The sequence below is a fragment of the Sedimenticola thiotaurini genome (assembly GCF_001007875.1).
Lineage (GTDB): Bacteria > Pseudomonadota > Gammaproteobacteria > Chromatiales > Chromatiaceae > Sedimenticola > Sedimenticola thiotaurini.
Window position 1 is genome coordinate 926,569 of sequence record NZ_CP011412.1, and the last position, 24,772, is coordinate 951,340.

The 24,772-nt window shown below is 51.2% G+C and carries 20 protein-coding genes; 11 read left to right on the forward strand and 9 right to left on the reverse strand.

What is annotated here, in order from left to right:
* Positions 1-74: 74 nt before the first annotated feature.
* The 3 genes from dksA to AAY24_RS19105 all read left to right on the forward strand — a co-directional run bounded on the left by dksA (position 75) and on the right by AAY24_RS19105 (position 1,744).
* The gene (dksA, locus tag AAY24_RS04120; protein ID WP_046858614.1) at positions 75-518 is read left to right on the forward strand and encodes an RNA polymerase-binding protein DksA; all 444 of its coding nucleotides are present in this window, start codon (positions 75-77) and stop codon (positions 516-518) included.
* Between the two features lie 78 nt (positions 519-596).
* Complete coding sequence (gluQRS, locus tag AAY24_RS04125) at positions 597-1,493, forward strand: tRNA glutamyl-Q(34) synthetase GluQRS (protein ID WP_046858615.1); 897 nt, start codon at positions 597-599, stop codon at positions 1,491-1,493.
* A 95-nt stretch (positions 1,494-1,588) separates the two neighbouring features.
* Positions 1,589-1,744, forward strand: a complete 156-nt coding sequence (locus AAY24_RS19105; RefSeq protein WP_199930488.1) for a hypothetical protein — start codon at positions 1,589-1,591, stop codon at positions 1,742-1,744.
* A 34-nt stretch (positions 1,745-1,778) separates the two neighbouring features.
* Here the strand turns inward: AAY24_RS19105 and AAY24_RS04130 are convergent, their stop codons facing one another.
* From AAY24_RS04130 to AAY24_RS04145, 4 genes are all read right to left on the reverse strand, one after another.
* Positions 1,779-2,240 carry an EVE domain-containing protein gene (locus AAY24_RS04130; RefSeq protein WP_046858616.1) on the reverse strand — a complete coding sequence of 154 codons (462 nt, stop codon included), beginning with the start codon at positions 2,238-2,240 and terminating at the stop codon, positions 1,779-1,781.
* 91 nt (positions 2,241-2,331) lie between these two features.
* Positions 2,332-2,697 carry a Spx/MgsR family RNA polymerase-binding regulatory protein gene (locus tag AAY24_RS04135; RefSeq protein WP_046858617.1) on the reverse strand — a complete coding sequence of 122 codons (366 nt, stop codon included), beginning with the start codon at positions 2,695-2,697 and terminating at the stop codon, positions 2,332-2,334.
* Positions 2,698-2,823: 126 nt separating this feature from the next.
* On the reverse strand, positions 2,824-3,297 hold the full coding sequence (gene bcp, locus AAY24_RS04140) for a thioredoxin-dependent thiol peroxidase (protein ID WP_046858618.1): 474 nt from the start codon (positions 3,295-3,297) through the stop codon (positions 2,824-2,826).
* Between the two features lie 53 nt (positions 3,298-3,350).
* The gene (locus AAY24_RS04145; RefSeq protein ID WP_046858619.1) at positions 3,351-3,650 is read right to left on the reverse strand and encodes a TusE/DsrC/DsvC family sulfur relay protein; all 300 of its coding nucleotides are present in this window, start codon (positions 3,648-3,650) and stop codon (positions 3,351-3,353) included.
* Between the two features lie 286 nt (positions 3,651-3,936).
* Here AAY24_RS04145 and AAY24_RS04150 point away from each other — a divergent pair, with 286 nt between their 5' ends.
* The 4 genes from AAY24_RS04150 to AAY24_RS18405 all read left to right on the forward strand — a co-directional run bounded on the left by AAY24_RS04150 (position 3,937) and on the right by AAY24_RS18405 (position 9,668).
* The gene (locus AAY24_RS04150; protein ID WP_199930489.1) at positions 3,937-6,090 is read left to right on the forward strand and encodes a putative bifunctional diguanylate cyclase/phosphodiesterase; all 2,154 of its coding nucleotides are present in this window, start codon (positions 3,937-3,939) and stop codon (positions 6,088-6,090) included.
* A complete protein-coding gene (locus AAY24_RS04155; protein ID WP_046858621.1) occupies positions 6,087-6,812 on the forward strand; it encodes a glycerophosphodiester phosphodiesterase family protein in 726 nt (241 codons plus the stop codon). The genes AAY24_RS04150 and AAY24_RS04155 overlap by 4 nt, the downstream gene beginning before the upstream one ends.
* Before the next feature lie 122 nt (positions 6,813-6,934).
* On the forward strand, positions 6,935-8,311 hold the full coding sequence (locus tag AAY24_RS04160) for an L-serine ammonia-lyase (RefSeq protein ID WP_046858622.1): 1,377 nt from the start codon (positions 6,935-6,937) through the stop codon (positions 8,309-8,311).
* 358 nt (positions 8,312-8,669) lie between these two features.
* On the forward strand, positions 8,670-9,668 hold the full coding sequence (locus AAY24_RS18405; RefSeq protein WP_082117021.1) for an HD-GYP domain-containing protein: 999 nt from the start codon (positions 8,670-8,672) through the stop codon (positions 9,666-9,668).
* A gap of 53 nt (positions 9,669-9,721) precedes the next feature.
* Here AAY24_RS18405 and AAY24_RS19370 read toward each other — a convergent pair whose 3' ends face one another.
* Positions 9,722-10,612 carry a PEP-CTERM sorting domain-containing protein gene (locus AAY24_RS19370; protein WP_234422240.1) on the reverse strand — a complete coding sequence of 297 codons (891 nt, stop codon included), beginning with the start codon at positions 10,610-10,612 and terminating at the stop codon, positions 9,722-9,724.
* Positions 10,613-11,100: 488 nt separating this feature from the next.
* Between AAY24_RS19370 and AAY24_RS04175 the strand changes: the two genes are divergently transcribed.
* Entirely contained in the window at positions 11,101-12,093 is a 993-nt protein-coding gene (locus tag AAY24_RS04175; protein ID WP_046858624.1) for an SDR family oxidoreductase, read from the forward strand.
* Positions 12,094-12,142: 49 nt separating this feature from the next.
* Positions 12,143-13,000, forward strand: coding sequence for a ThiF family adenylyltransferase (locus AAY24_RS04180; protein ID WP_046858625.1), 858 nt, complete (start codon positions 12,143-12,145; stop codon positions 12,998-13,000).
* 10 nt (positions 13,001-13,010) lie between these two features.
* Here AAY24_RS04180 and AAY24_RS04185 read toward each other — a convergent pair whose 3' ends face one another.
* A complete protein-coding gene (locus AAY24_RS04185) occupies positions 13,011-14,081 on the reverse strand; it encodes a hypothetical protein (RefSeq protein WP_046858626.1) in 1,071 nt (356 codons plus the stop codon).
* Positions 14,082-14,488: 407 nt separating this feature from the next.
* Between AAY24_RS04185 and AAY24_RS04190 the strand changes: the two genes are divergently transcribed.
* Positions 14,489-15,631, forward strand: coding sequence for a GNAT family N-acetyltransferase (locus AAY24_RS04190; protein WP_046858627.1), 1,143 nt, complete (start codon positions 14,489-14,491; stop codon positions 15,629-15,631).
* A gap of 35 nt (positions 15,632-15,666) precedes the next feature.
* Here the strand turns inward: AAY24_RS04190 and prsT are convergent, their stop codons facing one another.
* Both prsT and AAY24_RS04200 read right to left on the reverse strand, forming a co-directional pair.
* On the reverse strand, positions 15,667-18,438 hold the full coding sequence (gene prsT, locus AAY24_RS04195; protein WP_046858628.1) for an XrtA/PEP-CTERM system TPR-repeat protein PrsT: 2,772 nt from the start codon (positions 18,436-18,438) through the stop codon (positions 15,667-15,669).
* Positions 18,439-18,668: 230 nt separating this feature from the next.
* Positions 18,669-19,160, reverse strand: a complete 492-nt coding sequence (locus AAY24_RS04200) for a low molecular weight protein-tyrosine-phosphatase (protein WP_046858629.1) — start codon at positions 19,158-19,160, stop codon at positions 18,669-18,671.
* Positions 19,161-19,386: 226 nt separating this feature from the next.
* Between AAY24_RS04200 and AAY24_RS04205 the strand changes: the two genes are divergently transcribed.
* Positions 19,387-23,781, forward strand: a complete 4,395-nt coding sequence (locus AAY24_RS04205) for a heparinase II/III family protein (RefSeq protein WP_046858630.1) — start codon at positions 19,387-19,389, stop codon at positions 23,779-23,781.
* A gap of 12 nt (positions 23,782-23,793) precedes the next feature.
* On the opposite strand, the gene AAY24_RS04210 is transcribed toward AAY24_RS04205, so the two are convergent.
* On the reverse strand, positions 23,794-24,552 hold the full coding sequence (locus AAY24_RS04210; RefSeq protein ID WP_046858631.1) for a S1 family peptidase: 759 nt from the start codon (positions 24,550-24,552) through the stop codon (positions 23,794-23,796).
* Positions 24,553-24,772 lie beyond the last annotated feature (220 nt).

The following is a 24,772-nucleotide window of genomic DNA, read 5'->3' on the forward strand; positions in this document are numbered from 1 at the left end:
CAACTATTGCCCGGAACAGAAGATTCTGGTTATCATAGCCGACTTCATTAGCGTGGTTTTCCAGGAGTCATTGAATGACCGCAAAGAAAAAGCCAGAGAATGACCTTGCCGGCCCTTTTGGCTTCAAGCCTTATAAAGTAAAGAAAGGCGAGGAGTACATGAATGAGGCGCAGGAAGAGCATTTCCGGGCCATCCTGAAGGCATGGAAGCAGGAGTTGATGGAAGAAGTCGACCGGACCGTCCATCATATGAAGGATGACGCCGCCAACTTCCCCGACCCCAACGACCGGGCTACTCAGGAATCCGAGTTCAGCCTTGAGTTACGTACCCGCGACCGTGAGCGGAAACTGATCAAAAAGATCGATGAGACATTGAATCTTATTGACAGTCACGATTACGGCTACTGTGTGGCTTGCGGTGTGGAGATCGGAATTCGTCGATTGGAGGCACGCCCAACAGCATCACTCTGTATCGACTGTAAAACACTGGATGAAATCCGGGAAAAACAGATGAGCTGAAGTCATCAGACTTGCGCATGTTAAACTTAAAGCCGGCTGATAGCCGGCTTTTTTATAGATTGCGTATTGATCGACACCATGAGTTACCGCGGACGCTTCGCCCCCTCACCTTCAGGACCGCTCCATTTTGGTTCGCTGATAGCGGCAATGGGCAGTTACCTCGATGCCCGAAAAAACCAGGGTAAGTGGTTGGTCAGAATGGAAAATATCGATCCACCGCGGGAAGTGGCGGGTGCTGCGGATGACATCCTCAGGACCCTTGAGTCGTTCGGTTTTGAGTGGGATGAGCCGGTGCTTTATCAAAGCAACCGTCTGGATGCTTACCAGGCGGCCATCGACCAACTCCAGCAAGAGGATCTCCTTTACCGATGCTTCTGCAGCCGCAGTGAAATTCAGGCTCTGGGTATCGCAGGTGCCGAAGGGGTGGTCTATCCCGGTACCTGCAGGACAGGCTTCAGCCTAAGAGACGTGAACAGCAAAGAGCGGTACGCGCTGCGTCTTATCACCCATGATCGACCGGTGGTGTTTAACGACTCTATATGGGGGGCCATCAATCAGCGTATCGCCCGCGAGATCGGCGACTTTGTCATCAGGCGGGCGGATGGGCTGTTTGCCTATCAACTGGCCGTGGTGGTGGATGATGCCTACCAGGGTATTACCGACGTGGTGCGGGGAGCGGACTTGCTCAAATCCACGCCCCGGCAGATCTATTTGCAGGGGTTGCTCAATTATCCAACCCCCAACTATAAGCACCTGCCACTGGCCAGGGCTCCAGACGGCAGGAAACTGAGTAAACGTCTGGGTGATGATCCAATAAACAGTTCCGATCAGATTACTGCGCTACTGGCTGCCCTGGAATTCCTGAATCAACCGATTCCGCCAGAACGCCCGGAAAGCGTGGGCGATCTGTGGACTTGGGCAATTACTGAATGGGATTCCCGCAGAATCATAAACAACCTTGATTTTACTGGATAAATAGGACAATTCGGGATCGATAATCTGTGCTTTTATCCAGTCAGGATGTATAATTTAAATGGACAAGCCAATTGGAAAGGAAAAGGACTACTGACATGCGGAAAGCCAAAACCTCGCTTCCCCGTGGTATATCGGACTGGTACAAACGAAAAATGGCCCAAGCCAATGCCCCTCGGACCCCTGCACAGCAGCGCGTGCTGGATGCCTACAGCAACTATCTGCTGAAGGATCTGGTGGCATCAGGCCGGTAAACCTGGGCGGTTAGTACGCCCCCACCGGCAACCACTACCCTTCGGCGAGTTTACAGATAGTCTGAAACTCCCGTTCTTCAACCGGCATGATGGAAAGCCGGTTCCCCTTCTGAAGCAGCCGCATTCCCTGCAGGTCAGGCACTTCCCTGAGTTGGCTCAGGGAGACCACATGGGGGAATTTCTTGACGAACTCCACGTCAACCATAAACCAGCGGGGCTTCTCGGGTGTTGATTTCGGATCGTAGTATTTGGAGTCCGGATTCCAAGCTGTAAAATCGGGATACGCTTCCTTGCAGACCCGGGCTAATCCCACTACCCCGGGCACTTTACAACTGGAGTGGTAAAACAGCACTTCATCACCCGGTTTCATATCCCGCATCATGAAGTTACGGGCCTGATAGTTCCTGATCCCATCCCAGTGTTCGGTCTTATCACGCTGCAGATCATCAATTGAGTAGGCATCCGGTTCACTTTTCATCAGCCAGTACTGTTTCATAATTGTGGGTATTCCTGATCAATTAAAACACCGATTTGGCGAGAGAATATCAAGCCGTTGAGCAAATGCGAAGTGGTCAGATAGCGCTTGTTCAGGTATTCAGAAATACCTGATCCCACTCTTCCTGCTTGAATCCGACAAGTTTCACCGACTCGGAAATAACAAAAGGACGCTTAATCAGGTTACCATTCGCCGCCAGTTCCGCCATCATCTGGTCGACAGACATGGACTTGAGCTTTTCCTTATACCCCCCCTGACGATAATCCTGTCCGGATGTATTAAACAGCCGGGCATATTTACCATCATAGGCGTCCAGCATAGCCTTCAACTCAGTTACCGTAGGCGGTTGTTCACGAATGGGGATCTCCTGGTACTCAATCTGATGCTCATTGAGATACTTCTTGGCCTTCTGACAGGTACTGCAGTTGGCGTACAAGTAAATTTTCAGATTACTCATGGAATGTGACTTATCTTTAGGTTTAATAACGCGTTATAACGCCGGCAAACACTATGCGTGATTATCGAGAGATGACCCCGATCGGGATACAATACCGAGTGATTTTTCCAGCTAGCTGGCCCGATGCTAGACCATATGGCTCTTGATGTAATCCACCACATCCTCGTGATGCGTCTTGGTTTTCACTTTCGCCATGACGTGTCGCAATATGCCATCCGCATCGATAAAAAAGGTGGTTCGATGGATACCATCAAAAACCCTGCCCATGAACTTTTTCTCACCCCAGACCCCGTAGGCTTCTGCTACAGCGTGATCCTCATCTGAGAGCAGGGTAAAATTGAGGCCCTGCTTCTCGGTAAAGTTTGCCAGCCGCCGTGGTGAGTCAGGACTGATCCCGAGCACTACCGTATTCAACTCACTGAAAACCTTCTTGGAGTCACGAATGCCGCACGCCTGTACGGTACAGCCTGGCGTGGATGCCTTGGGATAGAAATAGATAAGCACATTCTTTCCCAGGTAATCCGCCAGGCTGACCTCTCTGTTATCCTGGTCGTGCAGTGTGAATTCGGGTGCTTTTTTTCCAATTTCCGGATACTTCATTTAACCTCTACCCTTGTTAAAAACACCCGATCAAATGTACCGCAGGTGCTTGATTATACACAACCTGTCGGTTTAGGCAGGCCACCATATTTGGTAATCGGCTTCATGGGGCCGGTCAACCAGAGATTAAACATCTCCTTGGATGGCGCACCCAGATATTTGGCGAACTTGCGGATTGGTGGCACGACGGCATGCTCTTCGTAGTACTCACGGGCCTTCAAAATCTGTTCCCATTTTTCATCATCCAATACCACCCCATCGGCATCAGCCATTGCCTTGCCAATCTCCGGGGTCCAGGTATTCATATCAACCAGATAACCGTCACCATCACGCTGGGGAATTTCCACACTCATTGTTATACACTCCGTAATAACCTAGTAATCTTGTAAGTAATTATGGAATTGTACATTGGATTACTTAAATTACACCACCCTGATAATAGGGTTATTGCTTTTTTAGAGGTTTTTTGGATTCGTATATCTTATTGTTCTTGTTAATTTTTATTATAAGTAACAAAGCATTAACTTGGGCTCACATCCAGTACCCGGTTGATCGGAATGCAAACGTCACTGGTATATGGCTATTTTTTAACGCATCATTAGCACCCTACGCTGTCCGGCCGATCTAAACTATTTTTTGTTGTCGCCACGCTCCCTTCTTCTCACAAGGCGGCGGTCTGAAAAGTCGTACCATATCGCGAACAGGAAGATGTCAAAGAATTTACAAACGAGTGTTCAGGGAATGCCACTTTTAAAGTTTATCCTACTGCTATCAGTTGGATACCTGGTTTTTTCCCTCATCGCGATCTTCCTCATATCCACAAACATCAAGCAGAAGGCTATCAGCGACCTGTCTCGGGAGGATGCCCGACAAACAGCGGAACTCATCTTTCAAAGTCTCTACTCGGTCATGAGCGATGGATGGGACAAGCAAGAGATATCGGCAACGATCGAGCGTCTCAATCAGGCCGCACCAAACATTGAAATCATGTCCTATCGGGGAGACCCGGTGATTAACGAATTTGGAGACACACCCGGCCAGATCAAACAACGGGAGTCTGACCCGTTAATTCAGCAGGCGTTGGCAAACGGACAGGAGATATTGCAAACCAGTCAGACCGAAATCCGCTTCATCTATCCGGTAATTGCGGAACGCGCCTGTATTCAGTGTCATAAACAGTCCACGCCCGGTGATGTTAATGGCGTCATCGACATCCGCTACCCGGTGGAGAATCTTAAAGTCTCCCTCTCCCTGATGATCAATGTGATGCTTGGCTATATCAGCCTGCTTCTGGCACTGTTATTCATCGGTCTGTTTTTCAAACTTAAAACCTTTGTCATTCAGCCCATAAGCGCCTTAACGGATATTATGGGCGACATATCACAACATGCCGATCTGACCAAGCGAGTCAGGTATAAAAGCAGAATACTGGAAGTACAGCATCTCACCAGCTACTTCAATCGCATGCTGGTCACACTGCAGGACTTTCAGTACAGACTCGAACAACTTTCCGCCCGTGATCCTCTCACCGGCCTCTATAACCGACGGAAGTTCGAACAGTTTCTCGATTATGAAGTTGACCGGGCTACCCGCCATCAGCGCAGTTTCTGCCTCATCATGATTGACCTGGATAACTTTAAACATATCAATGATACCTACGGCCATCCGGTGGGTGATATGGCGCTGCAAAAGCTGGCGTTGCTACTGATGGAACAAACCCGAAAAAGTGACGTTATAGCCCGGCTTGGCGGGGATGAATTTGCCATCATTCTGCCCGAGACCGATTTCGAGCATGGCTTGTCATCTGCGGAAAAACTGCGCCATATACTGACTGACTCCACACTGGAGCTACCGGATTGCAAGATCAGTATCAGTGCCAGTTTTGGGGTTGTCAGCTATCCGGATAATGGAGATGGTGTAGAGAATCTCAATATCGCCATGGATGTGGCTATGTATAAAGCCAAGCACAGTGGTAAAAACTGCGTTGCGGTCCTGGATGAGCGAGAGAAAGTCGCAGAAATGGAGATATTCACCAAAGGGGAGTTTCTGCGCCAGGCCCTGGAAGATGAGCGGATCACTGTATTCCTGCAACCCATTGTACAGATACCAGGAGAACTGTACGCCTATGAAGTTCTCGCCAGGATTGAAAGTGACGATAAATATACCGCTGCCAGCGAGTTCATTCACGCCGCCGAAGAGTTAGGCCTGACTATCGAACTGGACATGGAAGTGTTTAAACAGGGCATCAAGCATTTAGCCAATCATCCAGCAGAAAAGAGCAGACTCTTTTTCAATCTCGCGTCGCACACACTGGCCAAAGAACAGGTAATCCATGAGATGGTGGCCTTTGCCCAGGAGATGGGGATTCAACTTCAGAGAATCGTATTCGAAATTACTGAACGGGAGGCCCTGCCAAGAATATCCGAACTGAGCCGGCTGATTGATGAACTGCATGAGCTGGGTATCGAATTTGCCCTGGATGATTTTGGAAGCGGTTTCTCTTCCTTCCTCTATCTGAAGTATCTGGCGGTCGACTACGTGAAAATTGAAGGCAGCTTTGTGCGCCAGATTGCCGTGGATCAGAGAGACAGAATCATGGTGGAGCATATCGCCAGCATTGCGAATCAATTTGGCATCAAAACCATCGCAGAGATGGTGGAAGACGAGGAAACCGACCAATTGCTTCGTACATATGGCATCAACTATGCCCAGGGTTACTATTACGGTCATCCCATTTCAATCCACCCCCAGCGCCCGTCCGCTGACGAGCAGCACCCCTTCCCCAAACCATGAACAGCCTCTCTTCCCGTCTGGTTGCCCATCGGGGATACATGGAGGCATATCCGGAGAATAGCTGGCGAGGCATTCAAGCCGCACTGGATCTGGGGGCGACGTGGGTGGAGTTCGATATCCAAATGTACGCTCCAGGTCGTTTTGTCCTGCTTCACGATATGGATTTTAATCGAACAGCCAGTCGCCCACTCTCTCTGCTTGAGATCACTGAACAACAACTGGAACAGATCAGTATTCATGAGCCGCTACGATTAGGTGGAGAACATGGCCCTGAACCCGTTCCCTGGCTGCACGAAGTATTGCCCCATCTGGCCGACTATCCGGCGGCACGGGTAATGGTAGAGATCAAGGAGGAGAGCCTGCATCACTGGGGCGTGGCACCGGTGATGCAATCGCTGCTTGCTATTCTGGATCGCTTCAGTACCCAGTGTGTGTTGATCTCATTCAGTTATGCTGCACTCAACTTCGCTAGGGAAAACAGTAACCTGGAGATAGGATGGGTCCTGCGGCAGTATGATCAGTTCAATATAGATCGGGCATCGGTACTGAAGCCGGAATATCTGATCTGCAACCACACTAAACTACCGAAAACAAACCAACTGGCCTCTGGCCCCTGGATCTGGATGATCTACGACATCACGGATGCAACGCTGGCCAGGCACTGGATCGGGCGCGGCATCGATCTGATTGAAACCCGGGACATCGGCAAACTGATCGCCTGATTAAGCGATCCACGCTGCAGTAACGGCAACCCTGCCTTACCATCAACAATCGCTGCGCTTCTGATCCCGCCCACGCCATCTGGACTATAGTAAGAGCATACCCATCTCCCTGGAGTATCCCCGTGTCCATCAGCATCTTTGAACTGTTCAAAATCGGCATTGGACCCTCCAGTTCCCACACTGTAGGCCCTATGAAGGCGGCCCGTCGATTTGCGCTACATCTGAAGAACAGGGACCTTCTTAGCCAAACGCAACGGGTAAAAGCCGAGCTTTTCGGCTCACTGGGAGCCACAGGGAAAGGACACGGCAGTGATAAGGCCATACTGCTCGGATTGTCCGGCGAACAACCCGACACGACCGACATTGACCAGATTCCGAACAGACTGGAAAAGATACGTGGGACCGACACGCTGAATCTTCTCGACGAATGGTCCGTCCCTTATCACGAAGATAGTGATCTCATTCTGCATAAACGGAAGAATCTACCCGGGCATCCCAACGGCATGCGCTTCAGTGCCATGGCCGATGACGGGCAACTGCTGGAGAGCAAGGTCTATTATTCAGTGGGTGGTGGATTCATTCTGGATGAGTATGAAATCAAGGGTGACAGACTGCCACAAGTATCCACTGTCCTCCCCTACCCCTTCTCCACAGGCAGTGAATTGTTATCCCTTTGCCAGAAAACAGGCAACAATATCAGTAACTTGATCATGGAGAATGAAAAATGTTGGCAATCTGAAACTGCCATACGGGCACAGTTACTGAAAATCTGGCAGGTCATGCAGGAGACAGTTGAGCGCGGCTGTCACACGGAAGGAACTCTGCCTGGAGGAATGAAGGTAAAACGTCGTGCTGCGAAGCTTTATCGAAAACTTAAAACCGGTACCGAGCATGGCCCATCCCCGCTTAATGCCATTGACTGGACCAATCTCTATGCATTGGCGGTAAATGAAGAGAATGCAGCCGGCGGACGGATTGTGACCGCACCGACCAACGGAGCGGCCGGAATTATCCCCGCGGTTCTGCACTACTTCGCTCGATTTTGCCGCGGGGCCGATGACGACAGCGTCGTGCGCTTTCTGTTAACGGCGGGTGCGATCGGCATACTGTACAAGATCAACGCATCCATCTCCGGCGCGGAGGTGGGTTGCCAGGGCGAAGTTGGTTCAGCCTGTTCCATGGCGGCCGCAGGACTGACCGAGGTACTTGGAGGGACACCACAGCAGGTTGAAAATGCCGCCGAGATTGGTATGGAACATAACTTGGGATTAACCTGCGATCCGGTAGGCGGCCTGGTACAGGTGCCCTGTATTGAGCGAAATGCCATGGCTTCGATCAAGGCGATCAACGCTTCCCGCATGGCGCTCTACGGTGATGGTAGCCACTTTATTTCCCTCGACAAAGTGATCAGAACGATGCGGGAAACCGGCAAGGATATGAAAACCAAGTATAAAGAGACTGCGCGCGGCGGCCTGGCAGTGAATTTTATCGACTGTTGAAAGCGACACGACCTACCTGTCTATGGCTATGACAGTCGATACTGCAAATTGCCCTGAATTCTGTCGCTTACTCTGTCTCACCAATCAATAAGAATAATTACCCTATGAGCTATAAAACAGTAGTATGGATTGCTCCCGTAACAGTCGTTTTTTTTAATTAAACTCGAGCCCCGAATACTATAGACTTCAAATCATGGATAGTCTTAGGGTTTCTTCTGTGCCGAAATGGCATGTTTAGTCTGACCAACAGCAGACAGCTTCAATAGATCGAATGGGCCACATGGAGATAATACGGAAGCCAAAAAACGAGTGCATGCCACTTTTTGCCCGTTAATATTATTAAACTGCAGGATTACCAATGCGTCAGAAAATCACTCCAAGGCAATTGACTATCGGAATGTATGTGGAGTTGCCGCTCTCCTGGAGTCAACACCCTTTTGTCAAAAACGCATTCAAAATAAAAAACCAGGATCAGATTGATAAGATCAGGCAGTGTAAGTTGCCCCATATCCTGGTGGATTTTGATCGGAGCGATGTAAAGGCAGCTCAATTAATACCTGAAGATAATTCCCTGATCGTCGACCCCAAGGATCAGCCGGTTCCCGAACGCTGGAACCCGGAAACGCTCGCCCCAACCGAACTGCTGGAGGCGTTGAATGACGGAACCATGGCTTCTGAGATGAAGGCACAGGTGGTTTATAGGCATTCACGCACCATGCTGGAACGACTGTTTGAGAGCCCATCCGCGGAAAATATCCTGACCAGTAAGAAAGTGATAGCCTCTATTACCGACCTGGTGCTTGCGGATGATGAGACGTCCAGCAATTTATTACGCATCACCTCCCACGACTTCTATACCTACACCCACTCTGTGAACGTAGGTATTACCGCACTGTTACTGGCTAAAGCGCTTTTTCGTCGTTCCGATGGACATGATCTACATGAGTTGGGGGCCGGATTTTTTCTGCATGACCTGGGCAAAGTGATGGTAGACCCCAATGTGATCAATAAACCTGGAAAATTGACGGATGCCGAAATGGCTCACATGCGCATCCACCCGTTTCAGGGTTATAAAATACTCAAACAGGCCAACGCACTGAGCGATGAGTGCCGTTATATCGTTATGCAGCACCATGAATACTATGATGGAACCGGCTATCCAAAGCGACTCAAGGACAAGGAGATACATCGCTATGCCCGTATCTGCTGTATCGCTGATGTATTCGATGCGCTGACTGCCGAGCGTTCCTACAAGAAGGCTATGAAACCTTTTGATGCATTGAAATTGATGCAGAAACAGATGTCAGGCCATTTTGATAAAAAACTGTTTGCGGAATTTGTGCTGTTGTTCAGGTAATAAAAACGGGCCCTTTAAAAGGGCCCGTTCAACTCTTGCACCAACTGTTTATCTTATGCTTTTCTGCGACGTGCGCTTGCACCCAACAGCAGCAGGGTACCGCCGAACAGTGCCAAGGTGCTGGGCTCTGGCACGTTGAATACGGCGCTACCATCGTGGTTACCGGTCAGGATTGCGCCAGCGGCGCCGTTGTCCGTCACGTTGATAGTGCTGGCATTGGTGTTGAAGTCAGCCAGGAAGGTGATTTGCAGCAGCGGCAAACCGGTACCATCACAAGTGCTCCAGATATCGTAGTAACCGCTCTGGCCACCGCAGGTTGCGCCGTCAGAGTGGAACAGGTTCAACATCCAGTCATTGGTGGGATCACCATCAGTCAACACGTCGGCGTCAGCAAAATCAACCACACCGGCCAACAGCGTACCGCCACTACCGGTAACAGCGCCGGTCACCTGGATATCCATGAAGTTGTACAGGGTGGTGCCATCTTCGGTGTAGTAGAGATCGAAGCTGCCGCCCGGTCCATAGGCCAGTTCCAGGGAGACGCCTGGGGTATACTCAACAACGGTACCGGTCAGGCCGGTGAAACCGAAAGTCAACAGCCAGTTGTCGCCGTAACCGTTATCATTGGCCACACCGAATACTTCACTCGGATTAAAACCGGTGACTACGTTGTTTGTGAGATTTCCAACCGCCACACCACCGTCGGTGATAATGGTGTCACCGGCATCCAGCGCGCCAGAACCATTGCTATCAATGGTGGTGGAGTTCGACTGGTAGATATAGGTGATCTCATTCTTTGAAGATGTGCAGGTATCACACACCTTGTCAGTTGAAGCAGCCAGATCTCCATTCCAGTTCGTGTTGCCATCGACATAGAACGGCGATGCTACAGCAGAGCCGGTCAGTCCTATCAAGCTTAGTGCAAGTAGTGTTTTTTTCATCATCTCATTCCTAATGGTGAATACATGTTCCGTGTGCCTAGAACAAAGCATCAACCGTGCCATATTTTTTATCCTATTGATTAATATGATTTTTTTATTTTCTTGTCTACCTTGCCTCATATCAAACAAGCTTTAGTGTAAAAAATATCGACAACCTCGACTCACCCTATCCGACATCGAAACACACCATTAGACTTAAGAAGCTGGTCACAAATCGGCACTGATTCCATGCTTGGCATGAACTCCTGAACACAATATCACCCCGAATTAGTCAGGAATCATCCCAAAGCCCCCCCTTCCGGCGAAATTTCGGGTAATTACAACTCCTGCTATCAGCTTCGCCGCCCGCCTCGGCTGTAAAATAACCTGACAACTCAAAAGATCCGGGCAATTCCCAATAAAATCATCACATTGGTGATATATTCCGTATTGTGTCACATCCACCCGGACATTAAAGTTGATCAAAGCGTAGGGAACGGGATCCTGAGTCTATGGAAGCCAACCATCCACACCTGCTGGTTATCGGCGCCACTGGCCAGTTGGGCAGTGCCATACTGCAACGGGCAACCTTAGAAAAATTGACCACCACAGCCTTTGTCCGATCCCAGTCCCGGTTGAACTTGCCGGAAATGGGCAACGTCACCGCCCATATTGGCGACCTGAGTGATTTCGGGAGCGTGGACAAAGCGTGTAGCCAGGGTATAACCCATGTGGTTGCAACCGCCAGTTCCATTGTTCCCCGTAAAGGAGAAGCTTTCGGTGTCGATGATCTTCTCTACTACAGGAATATTATTCGCGCCTGTCAGACACATGGGATCCAACACCTTATATATATATCCGCCTTCCCCTCCCCGTTTGACGAGCAGATTCCCGAGTTCGTCATAAAGCGCCAAGTCGAACAGATGATTATTGAATCGGGCATCCCTTACACCATCTTTCGCGGTGCCGCCTTCATGGATATTTACTATGCAGTGATGGGGAGTAGCGCTGTCATGAAGGGTATTCCACAACCTACCCTGCTGCGCGGCTACTGGCTGTCACGCTTATGGTCATCCCTGACCAACGGCATCCTGGAAAAATATGGTGTGGCCCTGGTTCCGGGCAATGGCCAGACCCGGCAATCCTTTATCTGCATTGAAGATGTGGCTAACTGCATGGTGCGGGCAATCAACCAACCAGCAACTATCAATAAGCTTATTGACCTGGGTGGACCCCAGGCGCTCTCCTGGCGGGAAGTGGCCGATATTTATGGAGAAAAGCTTGATAAAAAAGTAACAAAACTGCCCTTGCCAATATGGCTATTGAAACTGCTTGAATTTATCATGCGCAAACACTCTCCAGCCGGGGCGAATATGATGAGCATTCTTGCCCTGCTTGGCCAATATGAATTCACACCTGACATGACCGAACTGTCCGGTCTTTTAGATATGGAATTCACTGACACCCGGTCATTTATATCCAGAAAGTTGGCTGAAGGCGAATAGTGGATCTGGAATACGACCAATTAAAAACGATCGAATGGATAGAAGAAAAATGAGTGATTTTGATTACGACCTGGCCTTTTCCCGAAACAACGGCATCACCTCCACCCAGGAGCAGGAGCGACTGAAACATGCCACCGTGGCAATCGCCGGCATGGGGGGCGTGGGTGGAGATTATCTGATAACCCTGGCCAGGGCGGGCATCGGAAACTTCAAGATTTCCGACTTCGATGAATTTGAAGTGGGTAATTTTAACCGCCAGTATGGCGCCACTATCTCCTCAGTCGGCAAACCGAAAATGACCGTGATGCGGGATCTGGCGTTGGATATCAACCCGGACAGCCAGATTGAAACCTATCCCGATGGAATCAACGAGTCCAATATCGATGCTTTCCTGGAGGGGGCTGATGTTTTTATCGATGCGGTCGAGTTCTTCGAGATTCAGACACATCGCATGATCATTAACGCCTGCCGGGAACGGAATATACCGGCCATTTTCGGGGTACCACTTGGCTTTGGCGTGGGAATGCTGGTCTACACCGCCAACGGCATGTCCTTTGATGACTATTTTGATATCGACTACAGCGCATCGCTTGAACACCAGGTGTTGAAAATGTCCCTGGGCTGTGCACCTGCCGGCTTCCATCTGAAGTATGTCGACCCGGATTCTGTTGACCTGAGCCAGCGTAAAGCTCCCAGTATTGCCAGTGGCTGTAAACTGGCAACCGGCATGGTTATCACCCAGGCCATATTGGCCATCCTGCATCCGGAAGAGCTGAAACCGATCCCTCACTATACCTGCTACGACGCCCGGCTCAACAAGCTTAAAAAGGGAACCCTCTGGATGGGAAACAGAAATCCCGTTCAGAAACTTAAGTTCGGCGTCGCCAAACGACTGTTGGGGTTGTAAGAGGAGCGGATCAGATCAGAAAGGAGTCCAACGGCCTCCGTAAAGACCGATTCGGTGGCCGTTTGGCGTAGCCGAGCCGAAACAGCATGACCAATTGATCTGTCCCCGTTTGATAACCCGGAGTAGCGCTGGCGAAAAGCTGCTCCAGGTTATTCAGCCGGGCGATTTCCCTCTCGCTGAACCCCTCACCATCCACTGTTTTGACACGGGCAAGAAACAGTGGAAACGCCCCCATGGGCTGAACACTCAACCCGGCCGCAGTCGCTTGCAGCCAGAACCGTTCCATAACCCGGCCAAACTGCAGATAATCGGCTGCTCCCCTGTATGTGATTGAGACCAGGCTGGATGAAAACACCATTGGCAGCCAGACTCCACGTAATGCCATCATATGATGGAGACCCGCAACCCTGTTGAGAAAATGGGTTATTTTCCAGGAACGAAGCGCTTTTAATACCGGGATAAAGAAGAACTCAATACCCAGGGTGGATTGGGCCAAGCCCTCCCGGGTTCTCTCTGCAGCGTCGCCAAATCTCAAAACGTGGTAAAAATCCCTGTGTACTTTTTCATGACTGAACCTGATCGTATCCGCCCCATAAACGGTTTTTATGATTTTTTTGCGCTGTTCCGGATTGTCATAGAGCGTCAGGGTGTAATTTTCAGCCTGATTGACCGAATCCTCTAGTAGCTTCTTGTCACTGGCAGTGATCGTTTTTCTCCTGTCATACAAGGCTCTGTCAGTACATCGGGAGAACACTGCATCGGACAGATCACCGCCCTGTTTGCCCGGTATCAAAGGTGAGAAGCTTAAGGTGGCGACTATTTTCTGATCAGCCTCCACGCGACGATTCAGATCCATCTGAAGCCCCATTTGGCGCGCACAGTGATCAATGTTCTCAATCAGTGCGCCGCACCCCATCGCCGTGGCAACCTCTGCGGGATCGAAAAAGTGACCCAACTGCTCCTGGTCAAGAGAGATCTCCAGCGAATCATCACCTATCCGGAATTTCCAGGGTTGCATATTGTCTGCGGACGGCGCCATTATCCCGGCAGTTAACAATTTCAGCATATCCTCTTTTTGCATGGCTTCAGATCCTGTTGTTTATTAGATGGCTTATATTGCGCCGAACCGATCATAACCGGCCACCGCTGCTACCCTGCACCGCCTGAACAATTTTTAGCGCCGATTATAAATCTATTTCCTATAATAACTATCAGATATGGATCAATGGGTTAACACCGGTCCGTTTCACGGCAAATTGCACACATAACCGACCAGTAGTATTTTTTCTCTTATATACTGAATGTGTAGACATTGTATATACAGGGTTCGATAGATCGATGGTATGAATGGTATTATATTGTTATCGATAGGAAGTTATTTAAAACCACCACCGATAAACGGCTGAAAAGTTTTTTACACTGATTGATAAATAACAGTCAGTTCATCTCTATATCAGAGCGCTGTGGTATGGTTTTTGGGGAGGCTATATGCAGGATGGTGTCAGATTTGCGATAACGGAAGAGGACAATCGGGCTTCCTTCAGACTGCGTTATCAGATTTATGTCAAAAGCATGGGTCGGCTCAAGGATAAAGGCGACCATGAAAAAGAGGAATTGCGGGACGAGTATGATGAATTCGCCCGTGCTGTAATCGCTATCCAGAACGGTGAACCAATCGGTACCCTGCGGCTCTTTTGGGGTGGAGATCAGCCATTTCCAGACTCACTGATCGAAGCATACAGTATTGCGCCGTTCATGGGCGTGCTGAGACAGGATCAGATCTGTATAGTCGAACGATTGATGGTGACCGAAGATCACCGGGGCAGCAATGTCACGTTGAGGATGTACAGGGAAGTCATGAATTTCGTTCTCCAGCACAAGGCGGAAATTGTCCTGTTGGATTGCGAACCCCATCATCTCAACTCTTACCTGAAACTTGGATTCAGACCGTTCACCACCCCTTATACCTATCCTGGAATTGGCCTGGTCATTCCAATGGCATTAATTGTAGGTGATTTCGAGCACCTTAAACAGATTGGGTCTCCCTTTGCTATGCTGACGAAACCTGAAGACTTGGCCTATTGTCAATCGACCGAAGCGCTGACACAAATTATTGACGACAAGTCCAATGTCCACAGCCTGACTGTTTCCAATACCGGGCAATTCCTCAACGAGATTAAATCCCTGTCACCGGAAAAACAGTTTGCTTTCAACACGACCCCGAGTCTGTTCGACTTTCTGGAAGAGGAAGAGATCGAACGCCTGATTCAGAAAAGCCACATCATCGCCTGCAAGAAAGGCAACCACATAATCGAAAAGGACAACTCGGCTAAAACCATGTTTATCCTTTTATCGGGTCACGTGGCGGTTGAGAAAAATGGCCAGATGATCGCCATGGTCTCGCCGGGCGAAGTGATCGGTGAGATTGCCTTTTTCCTGGGGGTGCCCAGAACTGCGAGCATTATCGCGGCGACTGAAGATGTAAAGGTCCTGTCCCTTGATGAGAAGGGCTTATCACGCCTACTGAAACACGAAGGACAGTTGGCCAACAAAGTTTTAATGAATCTTTGCCGCGGACTATGCTCCCGTATCCTTGCCGGTAGTGAGTCATCCGACTTCAGGGCCAATTAGGGATCTTGATAATATCCCCATTGGCAGGCCAGAGTTCAGCCATTTTTAAGGGATTTAAGCAACGCCTCCGCTTCTGACTTTTCAGCGAACTCCTCTTCTTTGCTCAACAGTTCCTGGAGCGTTTCAACCGCCAACTCCTTGTTACCTGCCGCGGCATTAATTTTCGCCTCGTGCAGACGTAGGGTTCTGTTTTCAGGATCGAGGTATCGGGCCTCCTTAATGGTCTGCAGAGCCTTATCCGGGTTCTTATTGGCCAGATAGACCATGGCGAGTGTATCCATCAATGTCACGGTGCCGGGCTTCAGCTCGTTGGCTTTTTCGGCATAAACCAGAGCCTGTTCAGGATCACCCTCTCTCAATGACCAGGCCAGATTGTTCAACACCAGCACATTGTCAGGGGAGAGTTCCAGGGCCTTTTTATAGTACCTGGCAGAGAGATCATACTTCCCCAGTTGGGTGTAGGTCTCGGCCAGGATCAGGTTTGCGGTAAAATTATCACTGTTTTTATCTGCCCATGTTTCCTGCAGACTCAGCGCCCCGTCACTGTCGCCAACTCTGAGTCTCTGCCTCGACAGCGCCAGCATGTTCTCTGTCGTTGGATAAGCCTTAAACAGCCGTTCTGCCAACACCAGGGCCTGTTGATGATCCCCTTTCAACTCCTCAAGGGCGAATTCAACCCGGATAACTTCTTCATTATCGGCAGCTGTGGTTTTCAGTATGGCCAGCTGATGCTCAATAGCGGGAATATCCTGTTTTCTGGCCAGGAGTCTGAGCAGTGCAATACGCGCAGACAGAAATTGTTCATCCTTTTCCAGTGCCTCCAACAGCGCAGTTTCGGCCTGATCAGTTTGCCCCAGGCCCATCCGGGCCTGGGCCAGCAGAAAATAACCATTTGCCCCATCGGGATCCCGTTCGATGATCTTCAGAGCTTCCCGCTCTGCAGACTCAAAGTCACCTTGTGCCAATTTCTGATTAGCGATAACGGTCATCACCGGTACTTGTCTTTTTGTCTCAAGATCGAGCGTCTCTATCAGTCCGGCCACCTGCCCCGGTTTTCCAATTTGGATAAAATGATTCGCCAGCATCGTCCGGGGTTTAACAGCCGATGGGTACAATCGGATCGCTTTCTCAAGCTTACGTACCTGTTGTTCTGTTTTACCTTCAAGCGCATCCAGTTCTGCCAGTTTAACCAGGGTTTCCAGGTTATCCGGGTGTGCGGCCAACACTTCATCCAGGTAATTCCGGGCACCGTTATAGTCCCGGTCCATTATCAGGATCGCGGCTAGATTGTGTCCTGCGTCGGTATTGCCCGGCTTCATCTTCCAGGATTGCTCCAGGGCCTTGCGGGCTGCCTTGTAATCCCGTTCCGCCAGGTAGATCATGCCGCTCAGGTTATAGGGGATCTCGCTGTCCGGTGCCCTGGACTGAAACTCGCTAACAGCCTGATGGGCGTTATCAATCTGCTTCAGCCTGAGGTAACTGAGTACACGAAATATATCGGCCCTGTGATTGCTGTCATCCTGTTTAATGGCGACATCCAGTTCTTTAAACCCGTCCTCCTCGCTGCCACTCAACAACAGGCCGGCCCCCAGGCGTATTCTGGCATCCACCGAGTCCGGATACTGCTCCACAAGATTATTTAAAAGTGCAATACCCTCCGCCGTCTTGCCCTGCATAAGTTGGGTTTTGGCCAGGATATTCAGTATCCCCTCATCCTTCTCATTGTCTTTTAAAACAGGCGTAAGCAGCCTCTCAACATTATCGTACTGATTCTTGGCATATTTGATTTCCGCCAGTAACTTTCTGTTCGGAAGGTAGTCGGGATTGATCGTAAAGTAGCGTTCCGCATGGGTTTCCGCCTGCGCCATATTGCCCTGCTGATAGTTCACATAGGCCAGGTAGAACAGGGAAAGCGGATAACGCTCCTGATCCAACAGTGCCAGATCAAAAGCTGATTTGGCATCCTCCAGTTTTTGCGATACCAGATAGACCAGACCCTGTGAGAAGGCGACACCCGGATTGCCTGGTAGTTTTTTCTTTAATATATCCAGGTCATATTGTGCCTTTTTCAGGTCATTCAGCAGAATATTGACCGTCACCCGTTTGTTGCGATCAGACAGATTCGTGGGCTGGAGGGATATGGATTTGGTATAGGCCTCCCTTGCCTCTTCCAGATGTTTCTCTTTAACTTCCAGATCTCCCAGCAGACTCCAGGCAGCGGGATAGTTATTATCAATTTCAAACGCCTTTTCCAGCTCTGCCCGGGCCTTCTCAACAGCATCCTCTCCCCGCAGATAGGCACTTGCCCTGGCAACTCGTACATAGGGAGAGTTGGCTGCCATACTCAACGCCTTTTCGGTCAGTTCCGCCGCCTCACTGGATTCGCCCCGGGTTAAATGAGCAATTCCCTTAGCCGCAAGGACTTGACCCAGCGCCAATGGATCGAGCTGGCTGGTATCGATTGCCAGGACTTCATCAATCTCTCTTAACTGGAGTTGTGCCTGGCTCAGGCTGGGGAGTACATCGTTATCATCTGCCCCCAGCTGTTTGGCTTTTTTCAACTCTTTCTCGGCGGCACCGAAGTTGCCGGCCTGCAGGTAAAGTTGCCCCAGATAGCTGCGCGCCTCACTGTTATCCGGGTTCTGCTGAAGCGCGCTTTTAAGTTCAATGAGGGCCGACTTCTGATCGCCGCTATTTAAAAACTGCCGGGCATTTTCCACATGTTGCTGATCATCAATGGGTGATCCGCAGCCGGCAACAAGCAGTGAAAGGGAGAGATAAAACACACCACTAAGAATCTTATTCATTAAACTTCCTATTTGTTCATTTAGCATGCTGAACAGATCTTCTGTCCACTATCCGGATAACTGCAATATCACAAAAAAGTTTTAATAGTCCTCTGTTTGCAGGCTATAGATCCCGGACCAACAACCCGAATGTCCACATGGTTAAAAAGATACCCATGATGCCCCATGCATCTGGTAGCGGCAACACCGGACGGAGGGTTTACTCGATCAACACCACAGATGCTATCTATCTAGGAGAAACCATACCGGGTAATCAAATGCTCCACTAAGCCCCTGCATCCCAGTTCCAGCAATCCCTGTACCCGCTCGAATCCCAGAAGGTTGCCAAAATAGGGATCCGGGATTTCAGCTGCATCACTCCCTGGCGCATACGACATGATCAATGATAGCTTGTCCCCATACTCTTCGGGACAGATCGCCTGCAGACTATGCAGATTCTCCTCATCCATGGCCAGAATGTGATCGAATCGCTGAAAATCCTCCTCGCTGATCATGCGTGCCTTCAACTTCCTGATGTTAATCCCCCCCTTATCAGCCACTTGCTGTGCACGTTTATCAGGGCGGTGACCAGGCTTGAATACATGGGTACCAGCGGAATCCACTTCGACCAGGTGATCCAGGCCCCGCATCATCAGCTCACGCTTCATCAAGCCCTCTGCCATGGGTGAGCGGCAGATATTGGCAGAGCAGACCATGAGAAGAGAGATTTTTTTCTTTTTCATATTATGATACTGGTAAGATGAAGTGCTTTGATCCTGCTTGGTCACTGTTAAATATAACATGCCTTCCGGTTCGTGCTGAGCCGTTCACGGTGGTTAACTCATGGAATAATCGCAGGGAGCCTGTGCAGATGGATGTGCACCAATCAGATAACAGGTCGCTTTTTTCATCCCCCACAACATACCCTATCCCTGATTGGCGTTGGCACAAACGGAACAAATCTTCACTATGTCTAAACCGTTGACCAGGCCGCAACAGGTAGCGCCCCAGCTACTGGTGTTCTTCCAGCGCCTGCTGGCTATCGGGATTTTGACCACCGTCACTGTTACGCTGGTGGATTTCCCCATCGCAGTCAACTGGCTGGCAGCCGGTTTTGTCCTCTATCTGCTACTGCTGTGGCGTTACCCCTGGCTCTGGTTGATTGTCCTGCCGACCCTGCTGCCGGTCCTCGACCTGACACCCGCCAGTGGGCGTATCTTCTTTGGTGAATTTGATCTGCTGGTGCTGATCACGGTGGCCGCCGGCCTGATGAGGCGAGAAGCCTGGTTCACCCCGCTGCAACTCAACCGGAAACGCTGGCTTCTCATACTCCTGCTGATTGTCTGGCAGTGTTACACCGCCCTGAAAGGGCTGCTACCTATTCAGCCGGTCGATGCCAATGCATTTACCAGTTATTACAGCCACTACAACAGCCTGAGACTGGCAAAAGGTTTTTTCTGGGCACTACTTCTGCTGCCGTTGTTGGGGCAGGCTATTAATCGGGGCAACCCGGTCGTACGGCTGTTTATCGCCGGCGTGGTCGGTGGTCTGGCAACCGATCTGATGGCGATTCTCTGGGAAAGAGCACTGTTTTCCGGCATCCTCAACTTCTCCAAGCCCTACCGGGTAACCGGCCTGTTCTCCGGCATGACGACCGGTGGAGCGCCGTTGGATGCCCACCTGATCTTCTCCCTGCCGTTTGTTGGCGCGCTATTCCTGCTGTGGCGAAACCGCTTGATTCATCTGGCCGGTTTCTGTCTGCTGCTGTTTGCGCTCTACGGTCTGGCGGTCACCTTCAGTCGTGCCGATTATGCGGCGGTGATTGTGGCTGTTTTTACCGGCCTGGCGGCCTGGATGCTGATCAGCCGTTCTGCCCCTTCCAGCCATGCTGGCAGGGGCTGGTATCTACTCGGTATCGTGGCGCTGGCGCTGCTGGTATCCACCCCATTTATCAGTGGCGAATTCATCAAACACCGCTTCAGCACGGTGAGCAGTGACCTGGCCGGACGTTTCCAACACTGGAATTCGGCAATCGACATGATGGGGAAGGATAAAGAGAGTCAACTGTTTGGTATGGGCCGCGGAGCCTTTCCAAGGAGCTACTACTGGTCCCATCCCGGTGATGACCTCCCCCCCACCATGTTGCATGCCCGGCAGGACAACAACAGTTTTCTGCGCATGGACAGGAGCAACGATAGCGGCGACCTGTTCCTGACCCAACGCTTCGAAGTAGCGGAACCGGGGCCCTACCGTCTGTCCATCAGCCTGCGACCCAGAAACGACCAAGCTACCCGACTACTGGTGGAGATTTGTGAAAGGTTGATTTACCAGTCTTACAAGACCTGCCGCTGGATGGGTATCAATACCGGTTCCGATAGCAGCCAATGGATCAATTTCAATAAAACTTTCAGTGTAAGGAACCTGGGAGTAAAACAGTGGTACGGCTCACGCCCGGTGCAGATATCCATTCTGAACCGGGGACTCACCCAGGGAGTTGATATCGATGACGTACAGATCATCACTCCCAGCGGCAAACAGCTACTACAGAACAGTACCTTTGATCAGGGCCTGGATCACTGGTTCTTCTATTCCGGTAACCATCTTGGCTGGCATATCAAAAACATCTGGGTCGATACCTTCTTTGAAGGGGGGTGGATCGGTCTTCTTATCTTCACGTTACTAATTGTCTACAGCCTGCTGGTTTCCCTTGAGCGACTGCGACACAGGGACAGTTTTCCCCTGCTCTATCTGCCCGCCCTTACCGGTTTGCTGGTGGTGGGGCTGTTTGACAGTATCCTGGACGAACCCCGGCTGACGCTGCTGCTGTTCCTCTCCACCTGGATACTGCTGGCCAGCCGCACAACGGCACTTACCCTGCTTCCAGCCCAACAGCATCCCCCGGGAATGGCAAACAAGCTGCTGCGCCACTTCCGGCGGCTCCCGCTCCTATACCAGATTTCAGCTGTTATCGTGAGCACCCTGTTATTGCTCACCCTGGGTATCTGGGGAGCCACCCAATATACCGGCATGGGCACCCGGCAACTGGCCTTGCGCCTGCTGGACAAACTGGGCCAGCGGGATGGTTATCTGGTACAGGCTATCATGCCTGACAGCTACCACAACGCACACCAACTGGTGGGGAACTTGAGACCGGCCCACCCCAGAATCCTCCTGCCGGAGCTCTCCAAATGGCAGGGGCACGGCATTTCCCAGGCCATAGAGCAGCGCCTTGCTCTCTACAGTAACTATGACAGAAAAAACTACCGCCCCTGCTCCAGCAACAGCCTGCCAGGCCTGACCAGCTGCTGGTTAAGTACCGGCGATGCTGCCACCGCAGAAAAGATTATTCACGGGCTCAGAAGTGGCTATATGCAGGTGGCGCGAAATAACGAAAACTACGGAAATGTGTGGCAATACGCCTTCGCCTACGACTTTATTCATCTCTATCCCGGCTTGAAAGAGGATGACCGCCTGGCCATCGAGGACAGGATCCGCAGCGCGCTGCGGCACGCCCTGCTGTTACTGGAGGGGAACAGCTTGTCGCTCTGGCATGGCCGGACCACGCTCTCCTCTATCGCCTGGTTGGCAGCTGTAGTGCTGGACCCGACCAACCCTGACGATCTGCTCCTGATAACCCAGGCTCAGGCCCATTTCCTGGAAACCCTCAAAGCGGTGGCCATGACGGAAGCCTGGCCGGAGGGTTATAACTACTGGATCAACAATCGGGGATTTCTCTTCACCCTGGCCGCCAACGCCTACCTGAACGGAGTGGAAGATCCGCAAAACCGCCAGCAAGTGATAGAAACCCTCAGGCGTGTGGGGTATTGGCATATCTACAACACCCGCCCCGACAACCGGGCCCATGGCCTGGGTGATGAAGGCCCCCGGGTCGATTTGAAAGATGAGACTCGACGGGTCATCGATCTGATCACCCAGGCAACAGAAGATCCGGCACTGGCCGCCTACTCCCGCTACCTGGGGGAACTCTATGGTTACGCCAGCTACTACCAGGGCTATCGTTGGGGATTTCTGCTGTTCAATGACCCCACTATCACGCCGCTACCACAATCGACCAGGAAGACCCTGAGCTTCGCCAGGGATTATCTGCCCGGTGCCACGCTGTTTGGCAAAAACGCCATGAACACGGCCTATTTCCGCTCCGGCTGGTCGCCACAGGATACTTTTATCAGCTTCCGGGCAGGTGACAGCTTTACCCATCACGGCCACTACGATGCCGGCCATTTCACTCTGTTTAAAGGTGCCCCCCTGGCCAGCAACAGTGGCACCTATGGCAGATTTTTCAGTGAGCATAGGCTCAATTACTACCTGCGAACCGTGGCGAAGAACTCCCTGCTTGTGGTACGCCCTGAAGAGAAGGTAAAACCCAACCGGTTCTTTAAGGAAAACGTGGCCGGTGGCGGACAACGGATCACACTGCCCACCGGCAGTGCCATACGCAGTACCGGTCAATGGGCAGATCAGTTACACAACGGCCTGCATCTTGAGGGGGGGCAACTGCTCGCCTATGCCGGCAACGACAGCCGTTATCACTACATCGCGGCGGACCTCACCGCCGCATATAACAATACCCAATACGACGATAACGGGCAGAACGGCAAAGTCACCGAAGCCACCCGGGAGTTGCTCTACCTGGTGAACACGGATCAGTTGATCATTCACGACAAGCTGGTCTCCACCGATCCCGACTATGCCAAGAAGTGGCTGTTGCACACCATTAATCGCCCCCGATTGGCAGATACACGGCTGTTGGCGGGAACGGAGGAGAACGGCATCCTGCAGAGTGGAGCCAGGCAGCTGCGGATAGCCAACGGCCCGGGCAGATTGCGGGTGGATACCCTCTATCCCAGGGAGAGCATCACCCGTCTGATAGGCGGCCCCGACTACCAGTACTATGTGGAAACCGATGGCGATGACAGCGAGCTGGATGGCTGGAACATGGTTGAAGGCGTAAATCGGAAACCCTGGTTTGAGGACGCCCTCTGGCGGGTGGAGATCCAACCTGCCAAACCCCGTTCGGAAGATCATTTCCTGACCGTGCTGACTCCGAGTCTGGGGGAGTTTAAAGAGGTTGACCCGGAACGGCTTGAGACCGGCTCGGAGCGTATCTATGGAGCACGCACTCAGGGTAATCTGGTCCTTTTTGTGGACGGTCGGGAACCGCAGCAGGTATCCGTTGCGACAAAGCGCGGCGATGACGCCCTCTACCTGGTCGGAATAACTCCCGGGACCCGGGTAACCCTGGTGCTCGATGGCGCGGAAACCGGTTATACCGCCGACGATGCCGGGATGGCGATCATCCCTCTCAATGACACTGCTAGAGACAATATCCGGCTCAGCTGGTAATTCAGGCCTGGTTCACCGTTTCAGCAGTTCATGTACGTACTTGACCGGAATGGCATAGCTGATGCCGGAGGGACGCTCCAGCAGGGTTTCTTTGGTATCTTTCACAAAGACACTGTTCAACACCCCCACAACCTTGCCCGATTGGGCATCGTAGACAGGACTGCCACTGTTGCCGGGATAGGCCGTGCCATCCAACTGGTACACCTCAAACCGATTGCGCATACGCATAATCTGCTTGGCTGTCAGGTCTTTGGAATTGTTTGAGGGTATAACGATGGGGGTGATGGCTGAAATAATGCCCCGATGGGTCACCGGATAAAGTCCCAGCACGGTACCGATGGGGAAACCGGTAAAAGCAATCTCCTCCCCTTCCCGGATTCTGCTCTCAGGTGCCAGGGACATAGCCGGTAAGGGGCCATTGCTGATCTCCAGCAGCACCAGATCGTGTTCCGGATCACTGTTCACGATCTTGGCCGGATGGACGGTGGCCTTACTGCCCCGCCCGCTGAATACTGCCAGGGTCTCCCGTTTGGCATGATCGATCAGTTCCGGCAATACATGATGATTCGTCACAATATGACGGCCATCTCCCACCACAAAGCCGGTGCCCCGAAACTGGGCCGATGGGCGGCGCAACGGCATCACTGTGCCCACCGAGACTATACTGGGCCGGATTCGATCAATAATATCAGGCAGGTCGGCGCTGTTTGCCCCATGGCAAAACAGGCCCAACAGGACGGCAGCGTAAAAAGCCAGGCCGTGTAATCGCATCGGTAATACCCCTTAATTTCCCATCAAGTTGATGTGTAAATGGATAATTGCCTCAATTCAGTGAGAACCTATCCCGGAGTCCTAAAATTCCACTAAAACCGGATCGGTATTCAGGGTAAACTCTGCCAACCGGGAAAGCTGGTCCGGCATGATAGGCCATTATTTGAATATTCAACAACAGCAATACCGGTAACCACTCTATCTGACGAGCCACAAGGAA